General features: G+C 61.9%; 19 protein-coding genes. 8 read left to right on the top strand and 11 right to left on the bottom strand.

Annotated features, from left to right (window positions below):
- Positions 1-7 precede the first annotated feature (7 nt).
- Positions 8-1,330, bottom strand: a complete 1,323-nt coding sequence (locus tag KDW95_RS01825) for a deoxyguanosinetriphosphate triphosphohydrolase (protein WP_255854531.1) — start codon at positions 1,328-1,330, stop codon at positions 8-10.
- A 395-nt stretch (positions 1,331-1,725) separates the two neighbouring features.
- On the opposite strand from KDW95_RS01825, the gene bufB reads away from it, so the two are divergent.
- A complete protein-coding gene (gene bufB, locus KDW95_RS01820; RefSeq protein WP_255854530.1) occupies positions 1,726-2,574 on the top strand; it encodes an MNIO family bufferin maturase in 849 nt (282 codons plus the stop codon).
- Complete coding sequence (locus KDW95_RS01815; RefSeq protein WP_255854529.1) at positions 2,574-3,350, top strand: hypothetical protein; 777 nt, start codon at positions 2,574-2,576, stop codon at positions 3,348-3,350. Before bufB ends, KDW95_RS01815 begins: the two co-directional genes overlap by 1 nt.
- A gap of 51 nt (positions 3,351-3,401) precedes the next feature.
- Here the strand turns inward: KDW95_RS01815 and phrB are convergent, their stop codons facing one another.
- The 4 genes from phrB to KDW95_RS01795 are packed head-to-tail and all read right to left on the bottom strand — an operon-like array spanning position 3,402 to position 7,008.
- A complete protein-coding gene (phrB, locus tag KDW95_RS01810; RefSeq protein ID WP_255854528.1) occupies positions 3,402-4,808 on the bottom strand; it encodes a deoxyribodipyrimidine photo-lyase in 1,407 nt (468 codons plus the stop codon).
- Positions 4,805-5,776, bottom strand: coding sequence for a YbgA family protein (locus KDW95_RS01805; RefSeq protein ID WP_255854527.1), 972 nt, complete (start codon positions 5,774-5,776; stop codon positions 4,805-4,807). The genes phrB and KDW95_RS01805 overlap by 4 nt, the downstream gene beginning before the upstream one ends.
- Before the next feature lie 39 nt (positions 5,777-5,815).
- Positions 5,816-6,475, bottom strand: coding sequence for a ChrR family anti-sigma-E factor (locus tag KDW95_RS01800; protein WP_255854526.1), 660 nt, complete (start codon positions 6,473-6,475; stop codon positions 5,816-5,818).
- Positions 6,472-7,008: a sigma-70 family RNA polymerase sigma factor gene (locus KDW95_RS01795; RefSeq protein WP_255854525.1), complete on the bottom strand. Its 537-nt coding sequence runs from the start codon at positions 7,006-7,008 to the stop codon at positions 6,472-6,474. Before KDW95_RS01795 ends, KDW95_RS01800 begins: the two co-directional genes overlap by 4 nt.
- Positions 7,009-7,239: 231 nt before the next feature.
- On the opposite strand from KDW95_RS01795, the gene KDW95_RS01790 reads away from it, so the two are divergent.
- Genes KDW95_RS01790 through KDW95_RS01770 form a run of 5 tightly spaced genes read left to right on the top strand, consistent with a single transcriptional unit; the run spans position 7,240 to position 12,520 of the window.
- Positions 7,240-8,589 (top strand): NAD(P)/FAD-dependent oxidoreductase, encoded by a 1,350-nt coding sequence (locus tag KDW95_RS01790; RefSeq protein ID WP_255854524.1) that lies wholly within the window; start codon positions 7,240-7,242, stop codon positions 8,587-8,589.
- Positions 8,586-9,401, top strand: coding sequence for a DUF1365 domain-containing protein (locus tag KDW95_RS01785; protein WP_255854523.1), 816 nt, complete (start codon positions 8,586-8,588; stop codon positions 9,399-9,401). Before KDW95_RS01790 ends, KDW95_RS01785 begins: the two co-directional genes overlap by 4 nt.
- The gene (locus KDW95_RS01780) at positions 9,388-10,635 is read left to right on the top strand and encodes an SAM-dependent methyltransferase (protein ID WP_255854522.1); all 1,248 of its coding nucleotides are present in this window, start codon (positions 9,388-9,390) and stop codon (positions 10,633-10,635) included. The genes KDW95_RS01785 and KDW95_RS01780 overlap by 14 nt, the downstream gene beginning before the upstream one ends.
- Before the next feature lie 12 nt (positions 10,636-10,647).
- A complete protein-coding gene (locus KDW95_RS01775) occupies positions 10,648-12,036 on the top strand; it encodes an MFS transporter (RefSeq protein ID WP_255854521.1) in 1,389 nt (462 codons plus the stop codon).
- Positions 12,026-12,520: a DUF3833 domain-containing protein gene (locus tag KDW95_RS01770; protein WP_255854520.1), complete on the top strand. Its 495-nt coding sequence runs from the start codon at positions 12,026-12,028 to the stop codon at positions 12,518-12,520. The genes KDW95_RS01775 and KDW95_RS01770 overlap by 11 nt, the downstream gene beginning before the upstream one ends.
- Here the strand turns inward: KDW95_RS01770 and KDW95_RS01765 are convergent.
- From KDW95_RS01765 to KDW95_RS01750, 4 genes are all read right to left on the bottom strand, one after another.
- The gene (locus KDW95_RS01765; RefSeq protein WP_255854519.1) at positions 12,517-12,828 is read right to left on the bottom strand and encodes a hypothetical protein; all 312 of its coding nucleotides are present in this window, start codon (positions 12,826-12,828) and stop codon (positions 12,517-12,519) included. The genes KDW95_RS01770 and KDW95_RS01765 overlap by 4 nt on opposite strands.
- Positions 12,829-13,038: 210 nt before the next feature.
- On the bottom strand, positions 13,039-13,467 hold the full coding sequence (locus KDW95_RS01760; RefSeq protein ID WP_255854518.1) for a nuclear transport factor 2 family protein: 429 nt from the start codon (positions 13,465-13,467) through the stop codon (positions 13,039-13,041).
- Positions 13,464-14,231, bottom strand: a complete 768-nt coding sequence (locus tag KDW95_RS01755; protein WP_255854517.1) for an SDR family NAD(P)-dependent oxidoreductase — start codon at positions 14,229-14,231, stop codon at positions 13,464-13,466. Before KDW95_RS01755 ends, KDW95_RS01760 begins: the two co-directional genes overlap by 4 nt.
- Entirely contained in the window at positions 14,198-14,896 is a 699-nt protein-coding gene (locus KDW95_RS01750) for a DUF6134 family protein (RefSeq protein ID WP_255854516.1), read from the bottom strand. Before KDW95_RS01750 ends, KDW95_RS01755 begins: the two co-directional genes overlap by 34 nt.
- A gap of 294 nt (positions 14,897-15,190) precedes the next feature.
- Between KDW95_RS01750 and KDW95_RS01745 the strand changes: the two genes are divergently transcribed.
- Complete coding sequence (locus KDW95_RS01745; RefSeq protein WP_255854514.1) at positions 15,191-15,799, top strand: peptidylprolyl isomerase; 609 nt, start codon at positions 15,191-15,193, stop codon at positions 15,797-15,799.
- A 717-nt stretch (positions 15,800-16,516) separates the two neighbouring features.
- On the opposite strand, the gene KDW95_RS01740 is transcribed toward KDW95_RS01745, so the two are convergent.
- The gene (locus KDW95_RS01740) at positions 16,517-18,760 is read right to left on the bottom strand and encodes a heavy metal translocating P-type ATPase (protein ID WP_255854513.1); all 2,244 of its coding nucleotides are present in this window, start codon (positions 18,758-18,760) and stop codon (positions 16,517-16,519) included.
- Between the two features lie 5 nt (positions 18,761-18,765).
- On the bottom strand, positions 18,766-18,975 hold the full coding sequence (locus KDW95_RS01735; protein WP_255854512.1) for a heavy-metal-associated domain-containing protein: 210 nt from the start codon (positions 18,973-18,975) through the stop codon (positions 18,766-18,768).
- Positions 18,976-19,132: the final 157 nt, after the last annotated feature.

Here is a 19,132-nt window from a genome sequence, read left to right as displayed (position 1 = left end):
GATCCCCTTATGGATTCAGGCCGCCTACCTGGCGGGCGAGATAAGTGGCGTAATTGTCCGTCATCCCGCCGATGAAATCGAGGGCGCGGCGATAGGCATCATAGAGCGCAAGTTCCGGCGCCGGTGCATGAATACCCATCAGGCTGATAATCTTCTCGCTGCGATACCCCAGGCCGCTGGCACCCTTTACATGCTGATCGTGCACCGCCTTGCAGAAAGCTTCGAGCAAGATACCCAGGCTGCTGTAGGCGCCGACTTCCAGTTCGGTCTTGCGGGTATCGGGAAAGACCCGTGTTTTGGCCAGCTGCTTGGCCCGCATCAGCCCCTCGCGAACGCCGGCATCACCATCGGCCAGCAGCTCGCCGCGATAGCTTCCGGCCATGATGGCAGCATAGTGGCTGCTGAAAGCCCCCAGCGCCGACTCAATCATGTTTTCCATCGCCGTGCCCCGCAACGCCGAAATCTTGCGCCGCGCCGACGCCTGGGTCGCAAAGAGACTGTCGTCGTACTCCAGGCTTCCGCACAGCTGCAGCAGGATGGGCTTGACCTCCTCAAAACTGAGAATGTTCAGCTCGATGGCATCCTCCAGGTCGAGAATGGCATAACAGATATCATCCGCCGCCTCCATCAGCCAGGTCAGCGGATGGCGACTCCACCAGTGCTCCCCCAGCGGGATCAGCCCCAGCGACACCCCGAGCTTGTCGAGAATGGGTCTCTCGCTTTGAAAACTGCTGAACTTGCCCTTCGCCGTGGCCCGCTCCACCGTCCAGGGGTACTTGAGCAGCGTTCCCAGTGTCGGGTAGGTCAGACGCAACCCACCGTCCAGCAGGTGATTCTCGATACGGGTCACCACCCTGAAACCCTGGGCATTCCCCTCGAAGGTTTCTAGATCGGCCCGCTCGGTCGGTGTCAGGGACTGTGTCAGTTCGCGGCTGGTCTGGCTGCGAAACCAGTCCCGAATGGCATACTCCCCGGCGTGGCCAAAGGGCGGATTACCGATATCGTGCGCCAGGCAGGCCGATTGCACGATGGTACCCAGGTCATGGGGGCTGACCCAGTCCGGCAGCAGATTGGCAATCATCTCTCCCACGCGAATACCCAGGGTACGCCCGACGCTGCCCACCTCGATGGAGTGCGTCAGCCGGGTATGGATATGGTCATTCAGCGCCAGCGGGTGCACCTGTGTCTTGCGACCCAGGCGCCGAAAGGCACTGCAAAAGACAATGCGGTCATTGTCCTTGTGGAAGTGGCTACGGCCGATTTCCTGCGGACTCACCTGCTCATGGCCGTAACGCTGTGCGGTCAACAGGCGGTCCCATTGCATGCTCATTCAGACAAGTCCCGGCGATGAGTAACAAACAACTCCATAATCAAAGCATCCATAGTGACAAACTCCCGGTCAATCGCTCCCTGGCGGGATTCATTCGATCTCGCCCGCCGACACATCGAGTATACCCTTGACGCCCTGACAATGTGCCCCGCCTGGGACACCGGCCCCCAAGAGAATTACACTGAACTTAATTCAAACATCAGTTTCAAAGAGCTGAACCTGAGATGAATGAAAACACCCGACCCGAGACTGACACTCGCATTAACAGTGCTCAAACGACGTCCGGCCGGATCACGGATCAGGCTCAGCATTCATGTGCAGCCCTGGGGTAACCCCTTCGCAAGAGCCGCAACTTGCCTGATGGACAGGCGTCACAGCGCAGGGACAACACCACTATGCGTGAGACGATTCACTGGAGTCTTGCTGGCGCAGGAGTAGGCCTGAAAAGTTGCCAGGTTGATGACATCATCAACGCCGGCGAGGGGATACGCTGGCTCGAAATCCTGTTCGACCAGCATCTGACGGCGGGTGGCACGGCCTTGCACAACCTCGAACGTCTGCGCGCGAACCACCCGCTAACCCTGCACGGCGCGGGCCTGGCCCTGGGGTCCTGCGCGCCGCTGGACATGACCTACCTTGCCCGCCTGAAGCAGGTCGCCGCTCAGCTGGATGTCAGCTGGATTTCCGACCATGTCAGCTTTGGCCCCCTGGGCAACTGCTTCAGCCATGAACTGTTGCCACTGCCCTACACCGAAGAAGCACTGCAACAGATTACAACGCGCATTAGCCAGGTACAGGACTACCTGGGTCGACGTATCCTGCTGGAAAACCCCGCCAGTTACCTCGGCTTTAGCCACTCGACCCTCAGCGAAGGCGAGTTTCTGGCTGAGATGGCGCAACGGGCCGACTGTTACCTGCTGCTGGATATCAATAACTGCTATGTCACAGAGTTCAACCTTGGCGTGAGTGCACAGGATACCCTGGCCCGGCTTCCGGCCAACCGGGTGCGCGAGATTCACCTGGCCGGCTTCGATGACCGCGATAGCTACCTGCTGGACAGCCACAGCAGTCCGGTACAGGCACCTGTCTGGGCACTGTATGAACAGGCCCAGCAGCGTTTTACGGCAACGCCGACACTCATTGAATGGGAGCACAACATACCGCCGCTGGCTGTCATCCTGGACGAGGTTAACCGCGCCCAGCAAATCATGCAGCAATGCATGAGTAACCGCAGGCTCTCTTGATGCGTCTCGCCGACCTGCAGGCGGCACTGAGGGCAGAAATGGACGGCAGACCCAGCGCCCGCCTGCGCCAGCTGGTTACCAGCGCAAGCCTCGACCCCGAGCAATGCCTGGAGCTGTACCGTGGTCTGCTGGACCAGGCCCGGGTCCGGGCACTGCAACAGATCTACCCAATCACCGCCCGGCTGCTGGGACAGCAGCTTTTGCATGTCCTTTCCCGGTTGTACAGCCAGCCGCCGCGCGTCGCCTCGGGCGACGGCACAGGGCTCTTTGGCAGCGGTTTTGCGCAGCTGCTCGAGAGCTGCACGCACCAGCACTGCACGCTGTACAAGCTGCAGTTTCTGCCGGAACTGGCCACGCTTGAATGGGCACTGTACCTGGTCGGGTGCGCCGAAGATGACCCGCCACCGGACTTCAGCTCACTGGTCTACATCCCGGAATCGGAGCAGTACCGGCTGCGCCTTGTACCCAGTCTGGCGTTGCGCCTGCTGCGCTGCGACTGGCCGGTACTGGATATATGGAACCGCTACCAGCAGGGCAATCCGGGCGAACTGCATTTGAGTTACCAGCCGCAGTGGCTATGCGTGTATCGCCACCTCGACAGTCCCCGAGCCGAACGGCTGAGCGAAGCCCGCGCGCGCCTGCTCAACGGCATCCTTGAGGGCCATACCCTTTGCCAGCTCAGGCAGGCCGTGCCGGATCTCAACCAGCACCTGACCCTGCTGATATCCCGGCGCTGGATCACCCGCTTCGAACTCCCCCCTGAACACGATGCGTAAATACCGTCCACAGGCGCATCCGGCGGGTTGTTACTATGCCCAGTTGATGTGTCAGCGGCCGGAAAAATTGTCAGTCGCCCTTGCGCCGGCGGCCTTGTATGCCGCCAGCGCCTGGGCCCGCGCTGCCCGGTAATCGATCACGGGCGCCAGACCACGTACCTGGCTGCTGATCTGCGGGTCCTGTCGCTGTCGCGCCGGCAGCGACGCCAACTCCGGCAGCCACTGGCACACGAATGCATCCCGCGGATCGAAGCGCTCGGCCTGGCGTTGCGGGCTGAAAATACGAAAATAGGGGGCGGCATCTGCCCCCACCGAAGCACTCCACTGCCAGCCCCCCAGGTTGGAGGCAAAGTCACCGTCAATCAGCTGCTGCATGAAGAATTCAGCCCCCAGGCGCCAGTCAACACCCAGCAGCTTGGTCAGGAAGGACGCCACCACCATGCGCAGGCGGTTGTGCATCCAGCCGGTGGCCAGCAGCTGTCGCATGGCGGCATCCACAATGGGAAAGCCCGTTTCGCCCCGGCACCAGGCACCGAACCGCTCAGGGTTATCCTGCCATCGCAGGCGTGCCTCCACCTCGGGTCTGAAGGGCGCCAACCGGTTCAGGTCGGGAAAGGCCACCAGCAGGTGACGATAAAACTCACGCCAGATCAGCTCTGTCACCCACTGGCTTTCGAGCCAGTGCTCACCCAGAGTGTGGTACGCCACGTTCAGACACTGTCGCACTGAAAGCTGGCCGGTATTCAGATAGGCCGAGAGGGATGAGGTCGCATCGAGGGCGGGAAAATCCCGCTGCTCAGCATAGTTGGCCAGATCAGCTGCGGCAAAGCGGTACAGCCGCTGCGCGGCGGCCTCCTCCCCCACCGGCCAAAGCTGCCGATCGTAGGACGTTCCCAGGGATGGAATGGCATCACTCTCGATTGCCAGTGGTGACTGGGGCCGGGGCGCCGGCAAGCAGGCCAGGTCGCGCATCAGTATCTCTTTACGCCAGACCCGGCCAAAGGGAGTGAACACCCGGAACGGCTCGCCCTTGGCACTGAGAACGGCTCCGGGCTCCAGCATCAGGTCGCCATGACAGCCCTCGCAACGCAGCCCCTCGCTACGCAGCAACCGCTTCACTGCCCGGTCACGCCGGCGTTCGTTCAGTGGGTACTCGTAATTGAAATAGAGCCCCTTAGCCTGCACTTGCCGGCACAGATCGAGCAAGGCGGGCGCACAACCCTCGAACTCATCAGCGTGCAAGACACGCAGCCCAATGTTAAGCCGAGCCAGGTCATCACTCAGGCATTGCAGCGCATCGCGCCAGAAGGCGAGCTTGCGCGGCGCATCACCGTGACGCTGCCATTGTGTGGGCGTCAGCACGACCACCGCCAGCAGCGGCTGCCCCTGCGCCGCAGCGGCCTGCAACGCCGGGTTATCCGTCAGGCGCAGGTCGTTGCGAAACCAGATCAGATTCATATGTAGTTGCGCAGCCCAAGCTTGTAGGGATGGGGATCCAGGTAAAACTGCTGCTTGATATAGTCCGAGCCGTGACGCTTGAGGTAGTGGCGCAGCAGGGTAAGCGGCACCACCAGGTGCACCTCGCCGCGATGATACTCGTCAATACTGTCCAGGATTTCCTGCTTGCACTGGCTGTCGATCGCCTTTTTCAGGTACCCGAACACGTGCATCAGCACGTTCACATGGCTGTTGCGCGTGGCACACTGGCTCAGATGTTCCATGAGACCGCTGATATAGGTCTGCATGGCCTTATCAATGGGCTGATCGTGGGCCTCGGCCAGGTAGCGACCCAGAACACGGTAGCCTTCATAGCTGTGGGCCATCAGCAGATACTTGCTCTGACTGTGAAATTGCAGCAGCGCATGGTAGCTGGGTTCGGCCGCCACCAGCTGCTTCCAGCGGTGCAGTGCAAATACCCGGACGATAAAGTTCTCCCGCAGCACAGGGTCGTTCAGGCGCCCCTCCTCCTCCACCGGCAACAGCGGGTTGGCCCGCATCAGGGCATCGATAAAGAGGCCCCGCCCCGCCCCGTTGGGCATGCCATTGGGATGGTAGACTTTCACCCTTTCCATACCGCAGCTCGGCGAGCCCTTGATCACGATATAGCCGCACAGGTCCGGCAAGGCGGCAGCCACTGTCCGGCCTTGCTCCGCCAGTGCCTCGGTCACATCCAGCGACGGGTCCTTGGTTCCCAGCGCGCTGGGGTGGGCGGCCTCACCCACCAGGCGAATCGGTTCGCGGGGAACCCCCAGACCCACGGCGAGTTCCGGACAGAACGGCTTGAAGCTGAAGCAGTCCGACAGCACATCCAGGCAGTACTGCGAGCGTTTGTGGCCACCGTTATAGCGCACCTTCTCGCCCATCAGGCAGGCACTGATACCGATGGGTATCAGCGAATCCGTGGCATCAACAACAGGTTCTCGCATCCAGTTTCCCTCGTGAAAACACCATGTCCGGCAGCACCGTCACAGGCCGATAAACGGCTGCACCAGCCGCCCCATTAAACCACTGAAGCGCAGGGGCGCATCGGTGGCAATCAGACAGATACAATCTTCACCGCTATCACTGATCGGCTGGTGACTGACCTGTTCATCCAGATCGGCCACATCACCGGCCTGGAAGCGCCCCAGCTCATCGCTGTAGGAGCCCCGCAGTATCAGCGTCAGCTCGTTGCCCCGGTGGCTGTGATGGGGTACCGACAGGCCGGGAGCTATGCGCAGCAGGCGTGTGGCACCGGGGCCACCGAGGCGCAAATCAAGCTGACGCACACCCGGTACCAGGGTGCGCCACTCCAGCTCGTCAAGCGGCTTGTCGAGGTAATGGGCCAGCGGGGCCGGAATCTGGCTGTCCAGCAGCGGCGCACGTGCCACCACCGGCTGCACATCAGCTGCGCCGGCATCGGTATCCAGCAGCGCCAGTACCTGTTCCAGCGCGTCCGGCGCCAAGGCTACCGGCGCCAGCTCCTCCAGCAGCGCACCGCCCACCGCTTCGGCCTGCTGCAGCCGCTCCTGACAGTGCGCACAGCGATCAATATGGCTGGCAACCAGCAGCGACATGCCCTCGGACAGCGAACCCGCCGCATAGGCCAGCAGGGTCGCATCATCAAGATGGTGACGTATGCTCACGATGACTCTCCCCAGATCTGTTTAAGCTTTTCAAACCCCAGTCGCAGTCGGCTCTTGACGCTGCCCAGCGGAATGCCGATGGCCTGGGCAATATCCGAATGACTGCGCCCCTCGTAGTAGGACAGGTAGAGCACCTGTGCCTGGGCCTCCGGCAAGGCCTTGATGGCCTCGGCCATGCGTGTTGCCAGAACCGCGTGCTCACCATCATGACGAGCATCGGGATCGGCGGCCTCGTCGTACTCCAGTTCATGGAACTGTATTTTCTCGCGCCGCATGCGGTCGATACACAGGTTTCGCGCCAGCCGGAATATCCAGGTGCTGGCATTGGCCTTGGCCGGATCAAACATGTGGGCCTTGCGCCAGACCGACAGCAGCGCTTCCTGAGCCAGCTCTTCGGCGTTCGCAGGCGTCATGCCAAGGCGGATCAGATAAGCCTTGACCCTGGGCGCAAAGTGCCCAAACAGCCTGGCGTAGTCCGACCGATCCCGCGTTTGGGCGAGGCCGGCCAGGCAGGCACTCCATTCCTCTTTCACAGGTGGAGCCTGCTTGAATAAAGAGATGACTGCAGCCACATCGCCTCCATAGGGTTCGGTTTTTTCATTGTCCTGCTATACGTAAGTGCGACGTGGATGGATCAGTGCCGCAGCGAAAGAGGACTCGGCACCCCGGTTTCATGCATTCCCGCTGTGGGTCAACTCACTCACACTGATCCGATTGTCTGGCCATCTTCGTACAGGGGAATCAAAGTTGCAAAGGAAGAGGCCATGAACATCACGGCAATACGCCCGCTCAAGATCGCCGTTGTCGGCTCGGGTATTTCAGGACTGTCCAGCGCCTGGCTGCTCAGTCAGCAACACCAGGTCACCCTGTTCGAAAAGGATGATCGCCTGGGCGGCCACTCCAATACCGTCGATGTTCCCCTGGGCACGGGCAGCGTTGCGGTCGATACCGGCTTTATTGTCTACAACCCGGTCAACTACCCCAACCTCGTGCGTTTTTTCGAGACCCTCGGGGTCCAGAGCCGTGAAACCGACATGTCCTTCGGGGTTTCGCTGGACCGGGGCCGGCTCGAGTACAGCGGTACCGGTCTGCCGGGCCTGCTGGCACAAAAACGCAACCTGGCCCGGCCACGCTTCTGGTCCATGCTGCTGGACCTGTCGCGCTTTTACCGTGAAGCGGCACGCTACTGTGAAGACCCGGCCACCGCCAGCCTGACCCTGGGCGAACTGTTGCACCGCGAGCGCTACGGCCATGCCTTTGTACAGGACCACCTGCTGCCCATGGGGGCGGCGATCTGGTCGACACCGGTGGATCTTATGCTGGAATACCCGGCGCTGGCCTTTCTGCGATTTTGCCAGAATCATGGCCTGGTCCAGCTCAATGATCGCCCCCAGTGGCGAACGGTTACCGGCGGCAGTCGCAGCTACGTCAGCAAGATCGACGCCAGCCTGCGCCAACGCGGTGAAGTACGCCTGAACAGCCGCATTCATCGTATCCTGCGGCGCAAAGGCGGCATCGAGCTCGAGTTTCTTCACGGTGAACGAGAGCCTTTCGACCATGTCGTACTGGCCTGCCATGCCAACCAGGCACTGCAGCTGCTGCACGCCCCCAGCATGCTGGAACAGCAGTTGCTCGGGGCATTCAGCTATCAGCGCAACCGGGCGGTGCTGCACAGCGACCCCAGCCTGATGCCCCGCAGCAAGGCCGCCTGGGCCAGCTGGAACTACCTGGCGGCACTGCGGCACGGTGGTCAGCGGGAGGTCTCCGTGAGCTACTGGATGAACCGGCTGCAGCACCTGCCAAACGCATTGCCGCTGTACGTAACCCTTAACCCGCTGCACGAACCTGCGCCCGGCACCGTCCACCGCAGTTTCCTCTACGATCACCCCACTTTTTCACTGGCGGCCCTGGCGGCACAAAAACAACTGTGGAATCTGCAGGGCCAGCAGAATACCTGGTTCTGCGGCGCCTACTTTGGCTCAGGGTTCCATGAAGACGGTCTGCAGTCGGGCCTTGCCGTGGCCGAAGAGCTGGGCGGGCGTCCACGCCCCTGGACGCTGGAGACACCCAATCACCGCATTTACGTACACAGCAGCCGGGGCCTGCCGGCATGAGCCTGTCGGCGCTCTATTTCGGCCATGTATTCCATCACCGGATGCATCCGCGGGTGCACCGGTTTCGCTATGGCGTAATGTCGCTGCTGCTGGACCTCGACCAGGTGGACGAACTGCACCATCAACTGCGTCTGTTCTCCCACAATCGCTTCAACCTCTATGCTTTTTACGACAGGGATCACGGCAACGGGACGCCCGGCAAGCTGAAGCCGCAGATACTGCGGCAACTCGAGCAACATGACATAGACATCGATGACGGCAAAATTCTGTTGCTGTGCTACCCCCGTATTCTGGGCTTCGTGTTCAATCCACTCAGTGTCTATTACTGCTACGACAGCAACGCCAACCTCAGGGCCATTCTGTACGAAGTCAGCAACACCTTTGGCCAGCGCCACAGCTACCTGCTGCCCACCAGCAGCACCCTGCCGGTGCAACACAGCGTCGACAAATGCTTCTATGTCTCGCCTTTCATGCCAATGAGGTGCCGTTACCACTTTCAGATGCAGCCGCCCGGGCCCCGGATCGGCGTACAAATCGAACAAAGCCATCACCAGCAGCCGATATTTCGTGCCAGCTTCAGCGGTGTACGGCGTCCCCTCTGCGACCGGACCCTGCTGCAGGCCTGCCTGCGCTACCCGCTGATGACGCTGAAGGTGATCGCAGGCATCCACTGGGAGGCGGTACGCCTGTGGTGCAAGGGCATGCGCATTCAGCCAAGGCCCGCCCCCCCGGCTGCCCCCATAACCCTGGCCTGCACGGCGCAGGCCCGTAGCACCGAATCACACGGAGATCGTCGCCATGAAACCCACTGAATACCATCCGGCAACAGAATTGCCGGACCTGGCCGACTCGCTTCGCACCGGCTGGATCAACCGGTTTTGTGTACAGACACTTGCGCGCTGGCTCAAGCGCATGGAATACGGCCACCTCGAGCTGATTCTGCCCGATGGTCAGCGGCTGCAGGCAGGCACGGCCGACCAGACCGACGTGCGCGCCCAGGTCCAGCTGCACAGCTTGCGGCCTTTGCGCCGCCTGCTGCGCTCTGGCCTGCTCGGCTGGGCCGAAGGTTATATGGCCGGCGAATGGGACAGCCCGGACATCAGCGCCCTGGTGCGCTGGGCGCTGGGAAACGAGCATGCCTTCGGACAGCCGGCCCAGGGCAGCAGGCTGCGCACCGCGCTGCACCGGCTATTCCACCGTTCGCGCCGCAACAGTCGCCGCGGCAGCCGTCGCAATATTGCCTTCCACTACGACCTGGGCAACGATTTCTACCGCCTCTGGCTCGACCCCAGCATGACGTACTCCAGCGCCCTGTTCGAACATCCCGAGCAAAGCCTGGAGCTTGCGCAGCGGCACAAGTACCGCCGTATCTGCGAGCTGTTGCAGCTGGACGCGGATCAGCAGGTACTGGAGATCGGCTGCGGCTGGGGCGGTTTCGCCGAAACGGCCGCCCAGGCCTACGGCGCGCGAGTCAACGGCATCACACTGTCCAGGGAGCAGCTGGCCTGGTCCCGACGACGGGCCGCCGAGCGCGGCCTGGATGCACAGTGCACCTATTCCCTGACGGACTACCGGGATCTTGATACACCGGTCGATCGCATTGCCTCCATCGAGATGTTCGAGGCCGTTGGCGAAGAACACTGGCCGCTCTACTTCAAGCAGCTGCGCCGCTGTCTGAAGCCCGGCGGAATAGCAGTGCTGCAGGTGATCAGCATCGCCGATGATCGCTTTGAGGAATACCGTCGCAGCACCGACTTCATACAGCGCTACATTTTTCCCGGTGGAATGCTGCCAAGCCCTGGCCGGCTGACAGCCGAGATAGAGCGGGCCGGATTGCAACTGACCCACAGCGAGACGTTCGGCGCGGATTATGCCCGAACCCTGCAGCACTGGCGCCAGGCCTTCCTGGCACACTGGCCCCAGATCGAGGCCCAGGGGTTTGACTCCCGTTTCCGACGCCTGTGGCTCTATTACCTGGGTTACTGTGAGGGCGGCTTCCGCTACGGCGCCATCGATGTCGGCCTCTATGTCCTGCGCGCGCCCTGACCGGTAGCTGCAATGTCCAGCAATCCCCCCCTCAATACAGGCAATCTGTGGCGCTATGCGGCCCTGGGCCTGCCCTTGGCGCTGCCAACGGTGGCAGTCTATGTTCTGCTGCCGACCTGGTATTTCGAGACATTCGGACTGTCGCTGACACTGATTGGTGCGGTGCTGCTGCTTACGCGCCTGCTGGATGTGCTGACCGACCCTCTCATCGGGCTGGTCGTTGACCGCTTTCCCCGGATCAGGCCTGTCCGGCTGATTTTCGGCGGCGGCCTGCTGTGCGTACCCTCGCTGCTGCTGCTGGTCAACCCGTGGCAGGGCAATGCTACCCTGTCTCTGCTGCTGGGACTGGTGTTCCTCTATCTTGGCTGGACCCTCATCCAGATTCCCTATATCGCCTGGTTACCGCGGCTTCATGAAGACAGTCTGCAGCGCAATCGGGCTGCCAGTACCCGCGAGACGATGACGATTGCCGGCCTGGTCGTGTCGGCCGCACTGCCGCTTGCGGCAGCTCTGGCAGGGCTGACCACGCAGCAAGGTCTCAACCTGCTGGTTGGCATTACGCTGCTGGCCGGCCTCGCCGCGATCCAGGCACTGAGACGGCTGCCCTATGCACCGCCAGCCGCAACCCGGGCGACCTCCCGCTCATCCAGTTGGCGCCTGTTTCAACACAACCGGCTGGCCCTGAGACTGCTGAGCGCCTGGTTCCTGAACGGCCTGGCAAATGGTTTCCCTGCGGTGCTGTTCCCGCTGTTTGTGTCGGCCTGGCTGGGCGGGTCCGAACAGGATCGCGCACTGTATATCCTGCTCTATTTCGGCGCCGCAATCTTGTCTCTGCCGCTGTGGCTATGGCTGTCTCGACACATCCTTCGACCCCGACTCTGGTGCCTGGCGATGATCGCCGCCATCGGCGCCTTTGCCCTGGCACCGCTGCTGTCCCCCGCTACCGCCCTCGCCTTTGTGCCCATCTGCCTGATCACTGGCGCCGCGCTGGGTGCCGATTTGACACTACCCCATGTGCTACAGGCTGAAGTGTCGGACTGGGACCGATATCGATTCAAGCAGGAGCGCAACGGCATTCTCTTTGCCTGCTGGAACATGGCGACAAAGCTGGCGCTGGCCCTGTCTGCGGGTTTTGCCTTCGTCCTGCTCGGGGTCAGCGGCTTCGATAGTGGCAACAGCGAACCGCTTTGGCTGCTGGGACTGATCTACGCTGTGCTGCCCTGCGTATTCAAGGCAGTGGCTGTGATGCTGCTGTGGAACTACCCGCTGCAGCCAAGACACCACCGGGCCATACGCCACCGCCTGGCCCGCCGCCTGAGGAGCTCGCATGCCCATGAACCGGATCCTGATGCTAGTGCTGATAAGTCTTTGCCTTGCCGGGTGCAGCGACATGAGAATTGAACAGTTCCGCGATGCCGGCCCCCGGCTCAGGCTCGAATCCTATTTTGATGGCCGGGTGCTGGCCTGGGGTTCATTCGAAGACCGTTTCGGCACTGTTCGACGCCAGTTCTTTGTCGAGATCCAGGGCCACTGGGACGGCAGTGAGCTGGTTCTGCACGAAGAGTTCAGCTACAGCGATGGTGAACAACAGACCCGTGTCTGGCATATTCGCCCGGATGGCGCTGACGGCTACACCGGCCGGGCCAGCGACATTATCGGCATAGCCCGTGGCCAGATGGCCGGCAATGCATTGCACTGGCAGTACGATATGGAGCTGGCAATTGGCGACCGCCAATGGCGTGTCCATTTCGATGACTGGATGCTGCTGCAGCAAGGTGGCGTAATGCTTAATCGCGCCCAGGTCAGCAAATGGGGTCTGCGTATCGGCGAGGTCAGGCTGTTTTTTCTCAAACCGGAGACGGTCCGCGACCAGTTTGAGCTTTAGCGGGGGTCGTTTTCCGCGGGACGCCGCCGCAGGCGAGGCCTGAACAAGCGTATTAACAGCGCAACCAGGCAGGCGGTAAATACCGCCCCGGCCACGATGGCCAGAACGTAACCTGACCAGTTGCTCACCAGCAGGATCACGAAGACCCCTCCATGGGGCGCCAGCAGCTGGCAATGGAACAGCATGGACAGGGAAGCTGCCAGCATCGATCCCAGAATGCATGCCGGAATGACGCGTAACGGGTCCGCCACCGCACAGGGCACGACCCCTTCGGTAATGAATGAGGCCCCCCATGACCAGGCAGGCACGCCCCGACTGGCGCTCACGAGTGATGAAAACGGCGGGAAACAGCAATGTCGCCAGCCCCAGCGGCGGTACCATGCCCCCGGCCCGCCCATATCAACCGCCATCAATATCGGGCTCTATATCCTGCGCGCGCCCTGACCAGCACAGGCCGGCAAGGCACCGGGGGAGCGCGAACGAACCGCGCCTTCTGATGTAACGCGAAACGGAGTATGTCAGATCCGACAGGCCAGGCGGCGGCGCACCCAGCGCAGCGCTATACCCAGCACCGGAATCCGCTCATAGGCGCAGCCGGCATCCCAAAAGTCGAGATGCTCGGCAATACGACCGTCCTCGGCGAACGCCAGGGTCGACACGCCTTCCACGCACCAGGGCCCCAGCAGTGGCACTCGGGCACTGAAGCGCCAGCGGATAAAGCCGCAATGCCCGCTTACCGTCCAGTGCAGCACCTCGAAACGGGGCGATTCAGTACGCTCGAACATGTCTTCCAGTACCCGCCTGAAGGCGGCGGCACCGCGGACATCGTTGAACGGGTCGCAGAAACGCACATCTTCGGTCAGCAAGGGTGCCAGCTCTTCGAGTCGTTCAGGCGCCAGCTGTTCGAACAGTTCAACGTAACGGGCACAGTTTTGCTCGGCAGTCATGCTCGGGTAATCCTTCGAACCAGGGGAAAATACAGCCAGTATGGCAGCAGACGAAACAGCTTGAGCCAGAACACAAAGCGCCAAGGAAAGGCAATTTCGAACCGGCGGCGCTGCAGGCCGCGAATGATGCGCGCTGCGGCGTCTTCGGGTTCAAGCAGGAAAGGCATGCTAAAGCGGTTTCGCGCGGTCAGGGGAGTACGTACGAAGCCCGGATTGATCAGGCTGAGCGCAACCCCTGTACCCGCCAGATCCAGTTTCAGCGCTTCGGCAAAATTGATCAGCGCCGCCTTGCTGGCGCCATAGCCGCTGGCCGTCGGCAGCCCCCGGTAACCCGCCACCGACGCCGTAATCGCCAGCTGGCCGGCACCACGGCGGCGCATGCTTCTGAGCAAGGGTACCGCCGTATTGACCACCCCCATGTAGTTCAGCTGCATGAGGGATTCAAAGGCTGCAATCTCGAAGTCGTCCAGGCTCAATGGCCGATGGGTGCCGGCATTGAGAACGGCAAGATCTATGCATCCGTGCTCGGCTTCGATCTGCGCCAGGGTGGTGGCACAGGCGGCGCCATCGGTAACATCCAGCGGATAGGGCCAAAGCTCGCCGCGCAGCCCGGCCCCGCTACGGGCCAACGCGTGCAAGTCTTGTGAGTTGCGGGCGCTGATGGCAACACCGCAGCCCAGGCCCGCAAGCGCCAAGGCAAGAGCCGCGCCAATGCCTTTGGAGGCTCCCGTTATCCAGACAACGGACCACTGAGGTTTTTGCATACCGGATTCCTGCTCCAGAGAGTTTCTGTCGTGGTCTGGGCCGAAACAGCGGCCCTGCCCCTTGGGTAGAGACGCACCGTCGAGCCATCACGGGCTGCAAACTCCAGCCCCCGCCATTGCCCCCGGGGGTCATACCAGACCCTCGTGTCGGACAGGTCCCCGCCAAGGCGGTAACGGTCAGCGTCAACTTCACCGCCCTCAAGCGGGATGCGATCACGCCCCTCGTATTTGATATCCAGCGCACTGGTGCCACCGGTCAGGGTATTCAGCAGTTCGTTTTGCTGCAGGATGGCTACATTCCAGTGATTGCTCGGCATCAGATCGCGGGTCAGGCGCAACAGACCCTGGGGCCCATCAATTTCGAGGCGCCCGTCACGGGTACGGCCATCGATACGCAACCGGTCGCCGCCATCCTCGATCTCGACCCGCAGCGCATCGAGCCTGCCGGACTGCCACCATTCGGTGGCGCTGTAGCGATAGCGGTAGTCAAACCAGAGCGCAATGGGCACCTCAAGATCCATCGCCACATCCACCCTCAGACGGCTGTCTTCCCGGGCGAAGGCGACGCAGTGAGTGCCGATAGCAACGCCATTGCGCCTGACCTCGAATGCCAATGACGCCGGCACCGCGCCGGAGTCCGGCGCCGCCTGGGCCGCTGTACACATCATTGCTACCGAGAACGCCAGCAACCATCGTCTTTTCGATCGCCCAGTTACTGCCCTGGTGCCCATAGCCTTTTCCGATTGCCGTATTTGTTTGAGCATACGCAAAAACAGCGCAACCGGATTCATGCCCATGGGCCTAATTTGCGCCGAGGATGCGAGGGCACCCTTGACGTTGCACCGCAGCACGGGCTTCAATACTGGGTCACGCAGAGCGACCTGCCGCATGCACCCAACATACATACCACAGGACCGCAGCCCGCCGTTGCCGTCCCGGGCAACGGAACCAAAACAACCATGAAACAGATACTGCGCAACACCGCCCTGAGCTGCGGCCTGATTATTGGCCTCGGCGCGCTGCCCTTGCAGGCAGGTCCCCTGGTCCAGATGCAGACCAGCGCCGGCAACCTGGAAATTGAGCTCTTCGAGGAGCAGGCCCCCAAAACCGTGGCCAATTTTCTGCAGTATGTCGATGAGGGGTACTACGATGGCACCATCTTTCATCGCGTGATACCCGGCTTCATGATTCAGGGCGGCGGCTTTACCCAGGATATGCAGAAAAAAGACACCCGGGCGCCCATCGAAAACGAGTCAGGCAACGGCCTGAGCAACCTCGCGGGCACCCTGTCCATGGCCCGTACCAGCGCCCCCCACAGCGCCACCGCCCAGTTTTTCATTAACAGCGTGGACAACCCAAGACTGGATGCAAGGGGCAGCCAGCATGGCTACGCCGTCTTTGGCAGGGTATCCAAGGGCATGGATGTGGTAAGCACCATCAGCAGTACGCCCACCACAGTGCGTCCACCACATCGCGATGTGCCCCAGACGCCCATTGTCATCCTGGGTATCCAGCCCGTGACAGCGCCAATGCAAGCACCCCAGCAACAGGATACCGGGGCGCAGTAGGCAAAACAGAACTCCTGCTAACCTTGCATTGATGCAGCCTGACCCAACACAGCCGGCCGGTATTGATTGCTCAGCGCCCTGACCGATGACAAGGCTGTAGCTATTGCTGTTACTGGGAAGGGGGGCGCGCAGCAGGCAAAGCAGCACTGCTGCCAAGCGTTCATCAATGCAGCCTGATCCAGCGCAGCCGGCCGGTATTGATTGCTCAGCACCCTGGCCGATGACAAGGCTGTTACCGGGGCGCGCAGAACTCCTGCCCTCTTGCATCAATGCAGCCTGATCCAGCGCAACCGGCCGGTATTGATTGCTCAGCACCCTGACCGATGACAAGGCTGTTACCGGGGCGCGCAGAACTCCTGCCCTCTTGCATCAATGCAGCCTGATCCAGCGCAGCCGGCCGGTATTGATTGCTCAGCACCCTGACCGATACCAATGCTGTTGTGTGACCGGGGGCGCAGAACTCCTGCCCTCTTGCATCAATGCAGCCTGATCCAGCGCAACCGGCCGGTATTGATTGCTCAGCACCCTGACCGATGACAAGGCTGTAGCTATTGCTGTTACTGGGAAGGGGGCGCGCAGCAGGCAAAGCAGCACTGCTGCCAAGCGTTCATCGATGCAACCTGATCCAGCGCAGCCGGCCGGTATTGATTGCTCAGCACCCTGACCGATATTAATGCTGTTGTGTGACCGGGGGCGCAGAACTCCTGCCCTCTTGCATCAATGCAGCCTGATCCAGCGCAACCGGTTGGCATTGCTCACCACCGTGACCGATGACAATGCCATCGCGGCACCGGCAATCGCCGGATTAAGCAGCATGCCGGTCAGCGGGAACAGCAGCCCGGCGGCCACCGGAATGGCGACGCTGTTGTAAACAAAGGCCCCGAACAGGTTCTGCTTGATATTGCGCACCGTGGCACGGGAGATACCGATGGCTTCCACCACGCCGGCGAGCGCACCGCTCATCAGGGTGACATCGGCGCTGTCGATGGCAATGTCGGTACCGGTACCAATGGCATAACCGATATCGGCCTGGGCCAGGGCCGGCGCATCGTTGATACCATCGCCCACCATGGCGACGATCTCGCCAGACGCCTGCAGCTCACGGATTTTTGCCTGCTTTTCTTCTGGCCGTACACCTGCGAATACCTGGTCGATACCCACATCCCGACCCACGGCCTCGGCGCTGCGCTGGTTGTCTCCCGACAGCATGACCACCCGCAGCCCCATCCCGCGCAGCTGCGCTATGGCCTCAAACGCACCGGCCTTGACCGGGTCCGCCACGGCGAACAGCGCCTGGGCCTTGCCATCCACCGCCATGAACACCAGGGATTTCGCCTGGGAACTCCATTGCTCTGCGCTGGATGCCAGCTCGCTGCTATCGATCTGCAGATCCGCCAGCCAGGCGGCGTTACCCAGCAGGATCTCGCGCCCGTCGATACGCGCCCTCACGCCGGCACCGGACACGGCTTCGAACGCCTCGGGCGCCAGAGCGTGCGTCCGTGCCCCATCCGCCTGTTCGCTGGCGTAACGCGCGAGGGCCTGTGCCAGCGGATGTTCGGAGCGGCGTTCAATAGCCTGGGCCCAGTGCAGCAGCTGATCGCGCCGTGATTCCTCCAGCAACAGCACGTCCGTCACGGCCGGATGACCTTCGGTAATGGTGCCGGTCTTGTCCAGTACCAGGGTCGTGATATCCCGCGCCCGCTGCAGCGCATCGCCGTTGCGAATCAGAATACCGCGCCCGGCAGCACGGCCAACCCCGACCATCACGGACATGGGCGTGGCCAGGCCCAGGGCACAGGGACAGGCCACAATCAGCACTGTCATTAGGGTGACCAGGGCGTAGGTGTAACGGGGCTCAGGGCCGACCCACCACCACACCAGCGCGGTCATTAGCGCCAGCACAATCACCACCGGCACGAAAATCCCGGCGATACGATCGGCGAGGCGCCCCAGCGCCGGCTTGCTGTTCTGCGCCTGGCGCACGGTATCGACGATCTGTGCCAGCACCGTCTGGCGGCCGACATGGGTGACGTCCATCAGCAGGCTGCCGCTGCCGTTGAGGGTACTGCCAACAAGGGTATCACCGGCGGCCTTGCTCACCGGCACCGGCTCGCCGGTCAGCATGGACTCATCGATCCGGCTGCTGCCCTCCACCACCTTGCCATCCACCGGAATGCGCTCGCCCGGGTAGATGCGCACCTGGTCCCCCGGTACCAGCAGTGCCACCGGCACTTCGGTTTCTTCGCCATCACGCACCCGCCGCGCGGTGCGTGGCTGCAAGTCCAGCAGCTTGCGAATGGCATCCGAGGTCTGGCCACGGGCACGGGATTCCAGCGCCTGCCCCAGCAGGATAAAACCCAGAATCATCACCGCCGCCTCGTAATACAGGTGCTGCGCCTGCGCCACCAGCAGCCCGGGCGCGATGACCGCCACCAGCAGCAGGACGCTGGAGTAAAGCCAGGCCGCCCCGGTACCCAGCGCAATCAGCGTATCCATGTTCAGGCTGCGCTGCACGATGGAGCGCCAGCCCCCGCGATAGATATTGCCGGCGCACAGTACCATCACTGCCAGCGTCACCAAGCCCATCACCAGGGCTTCGATGCGCCCGGCTACGGTGGCAATATCCGGCATCCAGCCCAGCAGGCCGGCCAGCATCATGGCGCCACCGAGCGCTAGTGCGATCAGGCTGCGGCGCAGCACCTGGCGATAGTGTTGCCGTTCGGCCCGGCGCAGCTGCTCCTGGTCATCGTCATCTTCGACCAGCAGCGCGTCGTAGCCGGCGGCGCGGATGGAGTCGATAATCCGCCCGGGCTCGATATCGGCCTGCACCGTGGCGCTGCGATCAGCGAAGTTGATGGCAAACGCCTCTATGCCCTCCTGCGCCTGCAACGCCTTGTCGATACTGCGCACGCAGGCCGCACAGGACACACCCTGCAAGGCAAACTGGTGAATGCTGCTCATGATGGCTATTCCTCCAGCGTGGCGTTGTAGCCCGCATCCCGAATCAGATCAATGACCGCGTCACTGCAGACGGCAGTGCGCACCACAAGGGTTTTACTCTGCAGGTCAAACTGTGCCCAATCGATCGCACCGCAGGCCGCAAAACGGGCTTCGATGGCACGGATGCAACCACCACAGGAAACACCCCGCAGATTGAACTGATACTCGTATGTCATGGCAACCTCGCTCTGTTAACAGTATGGATACCGCTCGAGGCCATGGTAAACCCTAAACCCAACTACAGAGTCAAGACTATTTTTAGCCGTTGTTTCGCCCGTCGCTCAGCACGACAGGGTCATCACCGCATCGCCTGTTTGCACGAAGGCGCCAACA

Source organism: Marinobacterium rhizophilum (assembly GCF_024397915.1).
Taxonomy (GTDB): domain Bacteria; phylum Pseudomonadota; class Gammaproteobacteria; order Pseudomonadales; family Balneatricaceae; genus Marinobacterium_A; species Marinobacterium_A rhizophilum_A.
This window is presented reverse-complemented; position numbering and strand designations above follow the sequence as displayed.

Bases quoted from the DNA above. Each gene is read 5' to 3' on its own strand.
- KDW95_RS01825 (WP_255854531.1), bottom strand. From the start codon at position 1,330: ATGAGCATGCAATGGGACCGCCTGTTGACCGCACAGCGTTACGGCCAT.
- bufB (WP_255854530.1), top strand. From the start codon at position 1,726: ATGCGTGAGACGATTCACTGGAGTCTTGCTGGCGCAGGAGTAGGCCTG.
- KDW95_RS01815 (WP_255854529.1), top strand. From the start codon at position 2,574: ATGCGTCTCGCCGACCTGCAGGCGGCACTGAGGGCAGAAATGGACGGC.
- phrB (WP_255854528.1), bottom strand. From the start codon at position 4,808: ATGAATCTGATCTGGTTTCGCAACGACCTGCGCCTGACGGATAACCCG.
- KDW95_RS01805 (WP_255854527.1), bottom strand. From the start codon at position 5,776: ATGCGAGAACCTGTTGTTGATGCCACGGATTCGCTGATACCCATCGGT.
- KDW95_RS01790 (WP_255854524.1), top strand. From the start codon at position 7,240: ATGAACATCACGGCAATACGCCCGCTCAAGATCGCCGTTGTCGGCTCG.
- KDW95_RS01785 (WP_255854523.1), top strand. From the start codon at position 8,586: ATGAGCCTGTCGGCGCTCTATTTCGGCCATGTATTCCATCACCGGATG.
- KDW95_RS01780 (WP_255854522.1), top strand. From the start codon at position 9,388: ATGAAACCCACTGAATACCATCCGGCAACAGAATTGCCGGACCTGGCC.
- KDW95_RS01775 (WP_255854521.1), top strand. From the start codon at position 10,648: ATGTCCAGCAATCCCCCCCTCAATACAGGCAATCTGTGGCGCTATGCG.
- KDW95_RS01770 (WP_255854520.1), top strand. From the start codon at position 12,026: ATGAGAATTGAACAGTTCCGCGATGCCGGCCCCCGGCTCAGGCTCGAA.
- KDW95_RS01760 (WP_255854518.1), bottom strand. From the start codon at position 13,467: ATGACTGCCGAGCAAAACTGTGCCCGTTACGTTGAACTGTTCGAACAG.
- KDW95_RS01755 (WP_255854517.1), bottom strand. From the start codon at position 14,231: ATGCAAAAACCTCAGTGGTCCGTTGTCTGGATAACGGGAGCCTCCAAA.
- KDW95_RS01750 (WP_255854516.1), bottom strand. From the start codon at position 14,896: ATGTGTACAGCGGCCCAGGCGGCGCCGGACTCCGGCGCGGTGCCGGCG.
- KDW95_RS01745 (WP_255854514.1), top strand. From the start codon at position 15,191: ATGAAACAGATACTGCGCAACACCGCCCTGAGCTGCGGCCTGATTATT.
- KDW95_RS01740 (WP_255854513.1), bottom strand. From the start codon at position 18,760: ATGAGCAGCATTCACCAGTTTGCCTTGCAGGGTGTGTCCTGTGCGGCC.
- KDW95_RS01735 (WP_255854512.1), bottom strand. From the start codon at position 18,975: ATGACATACGAGTATCAGTTCAATCTGCGGGGTGTTTCCTGTGGTGGT.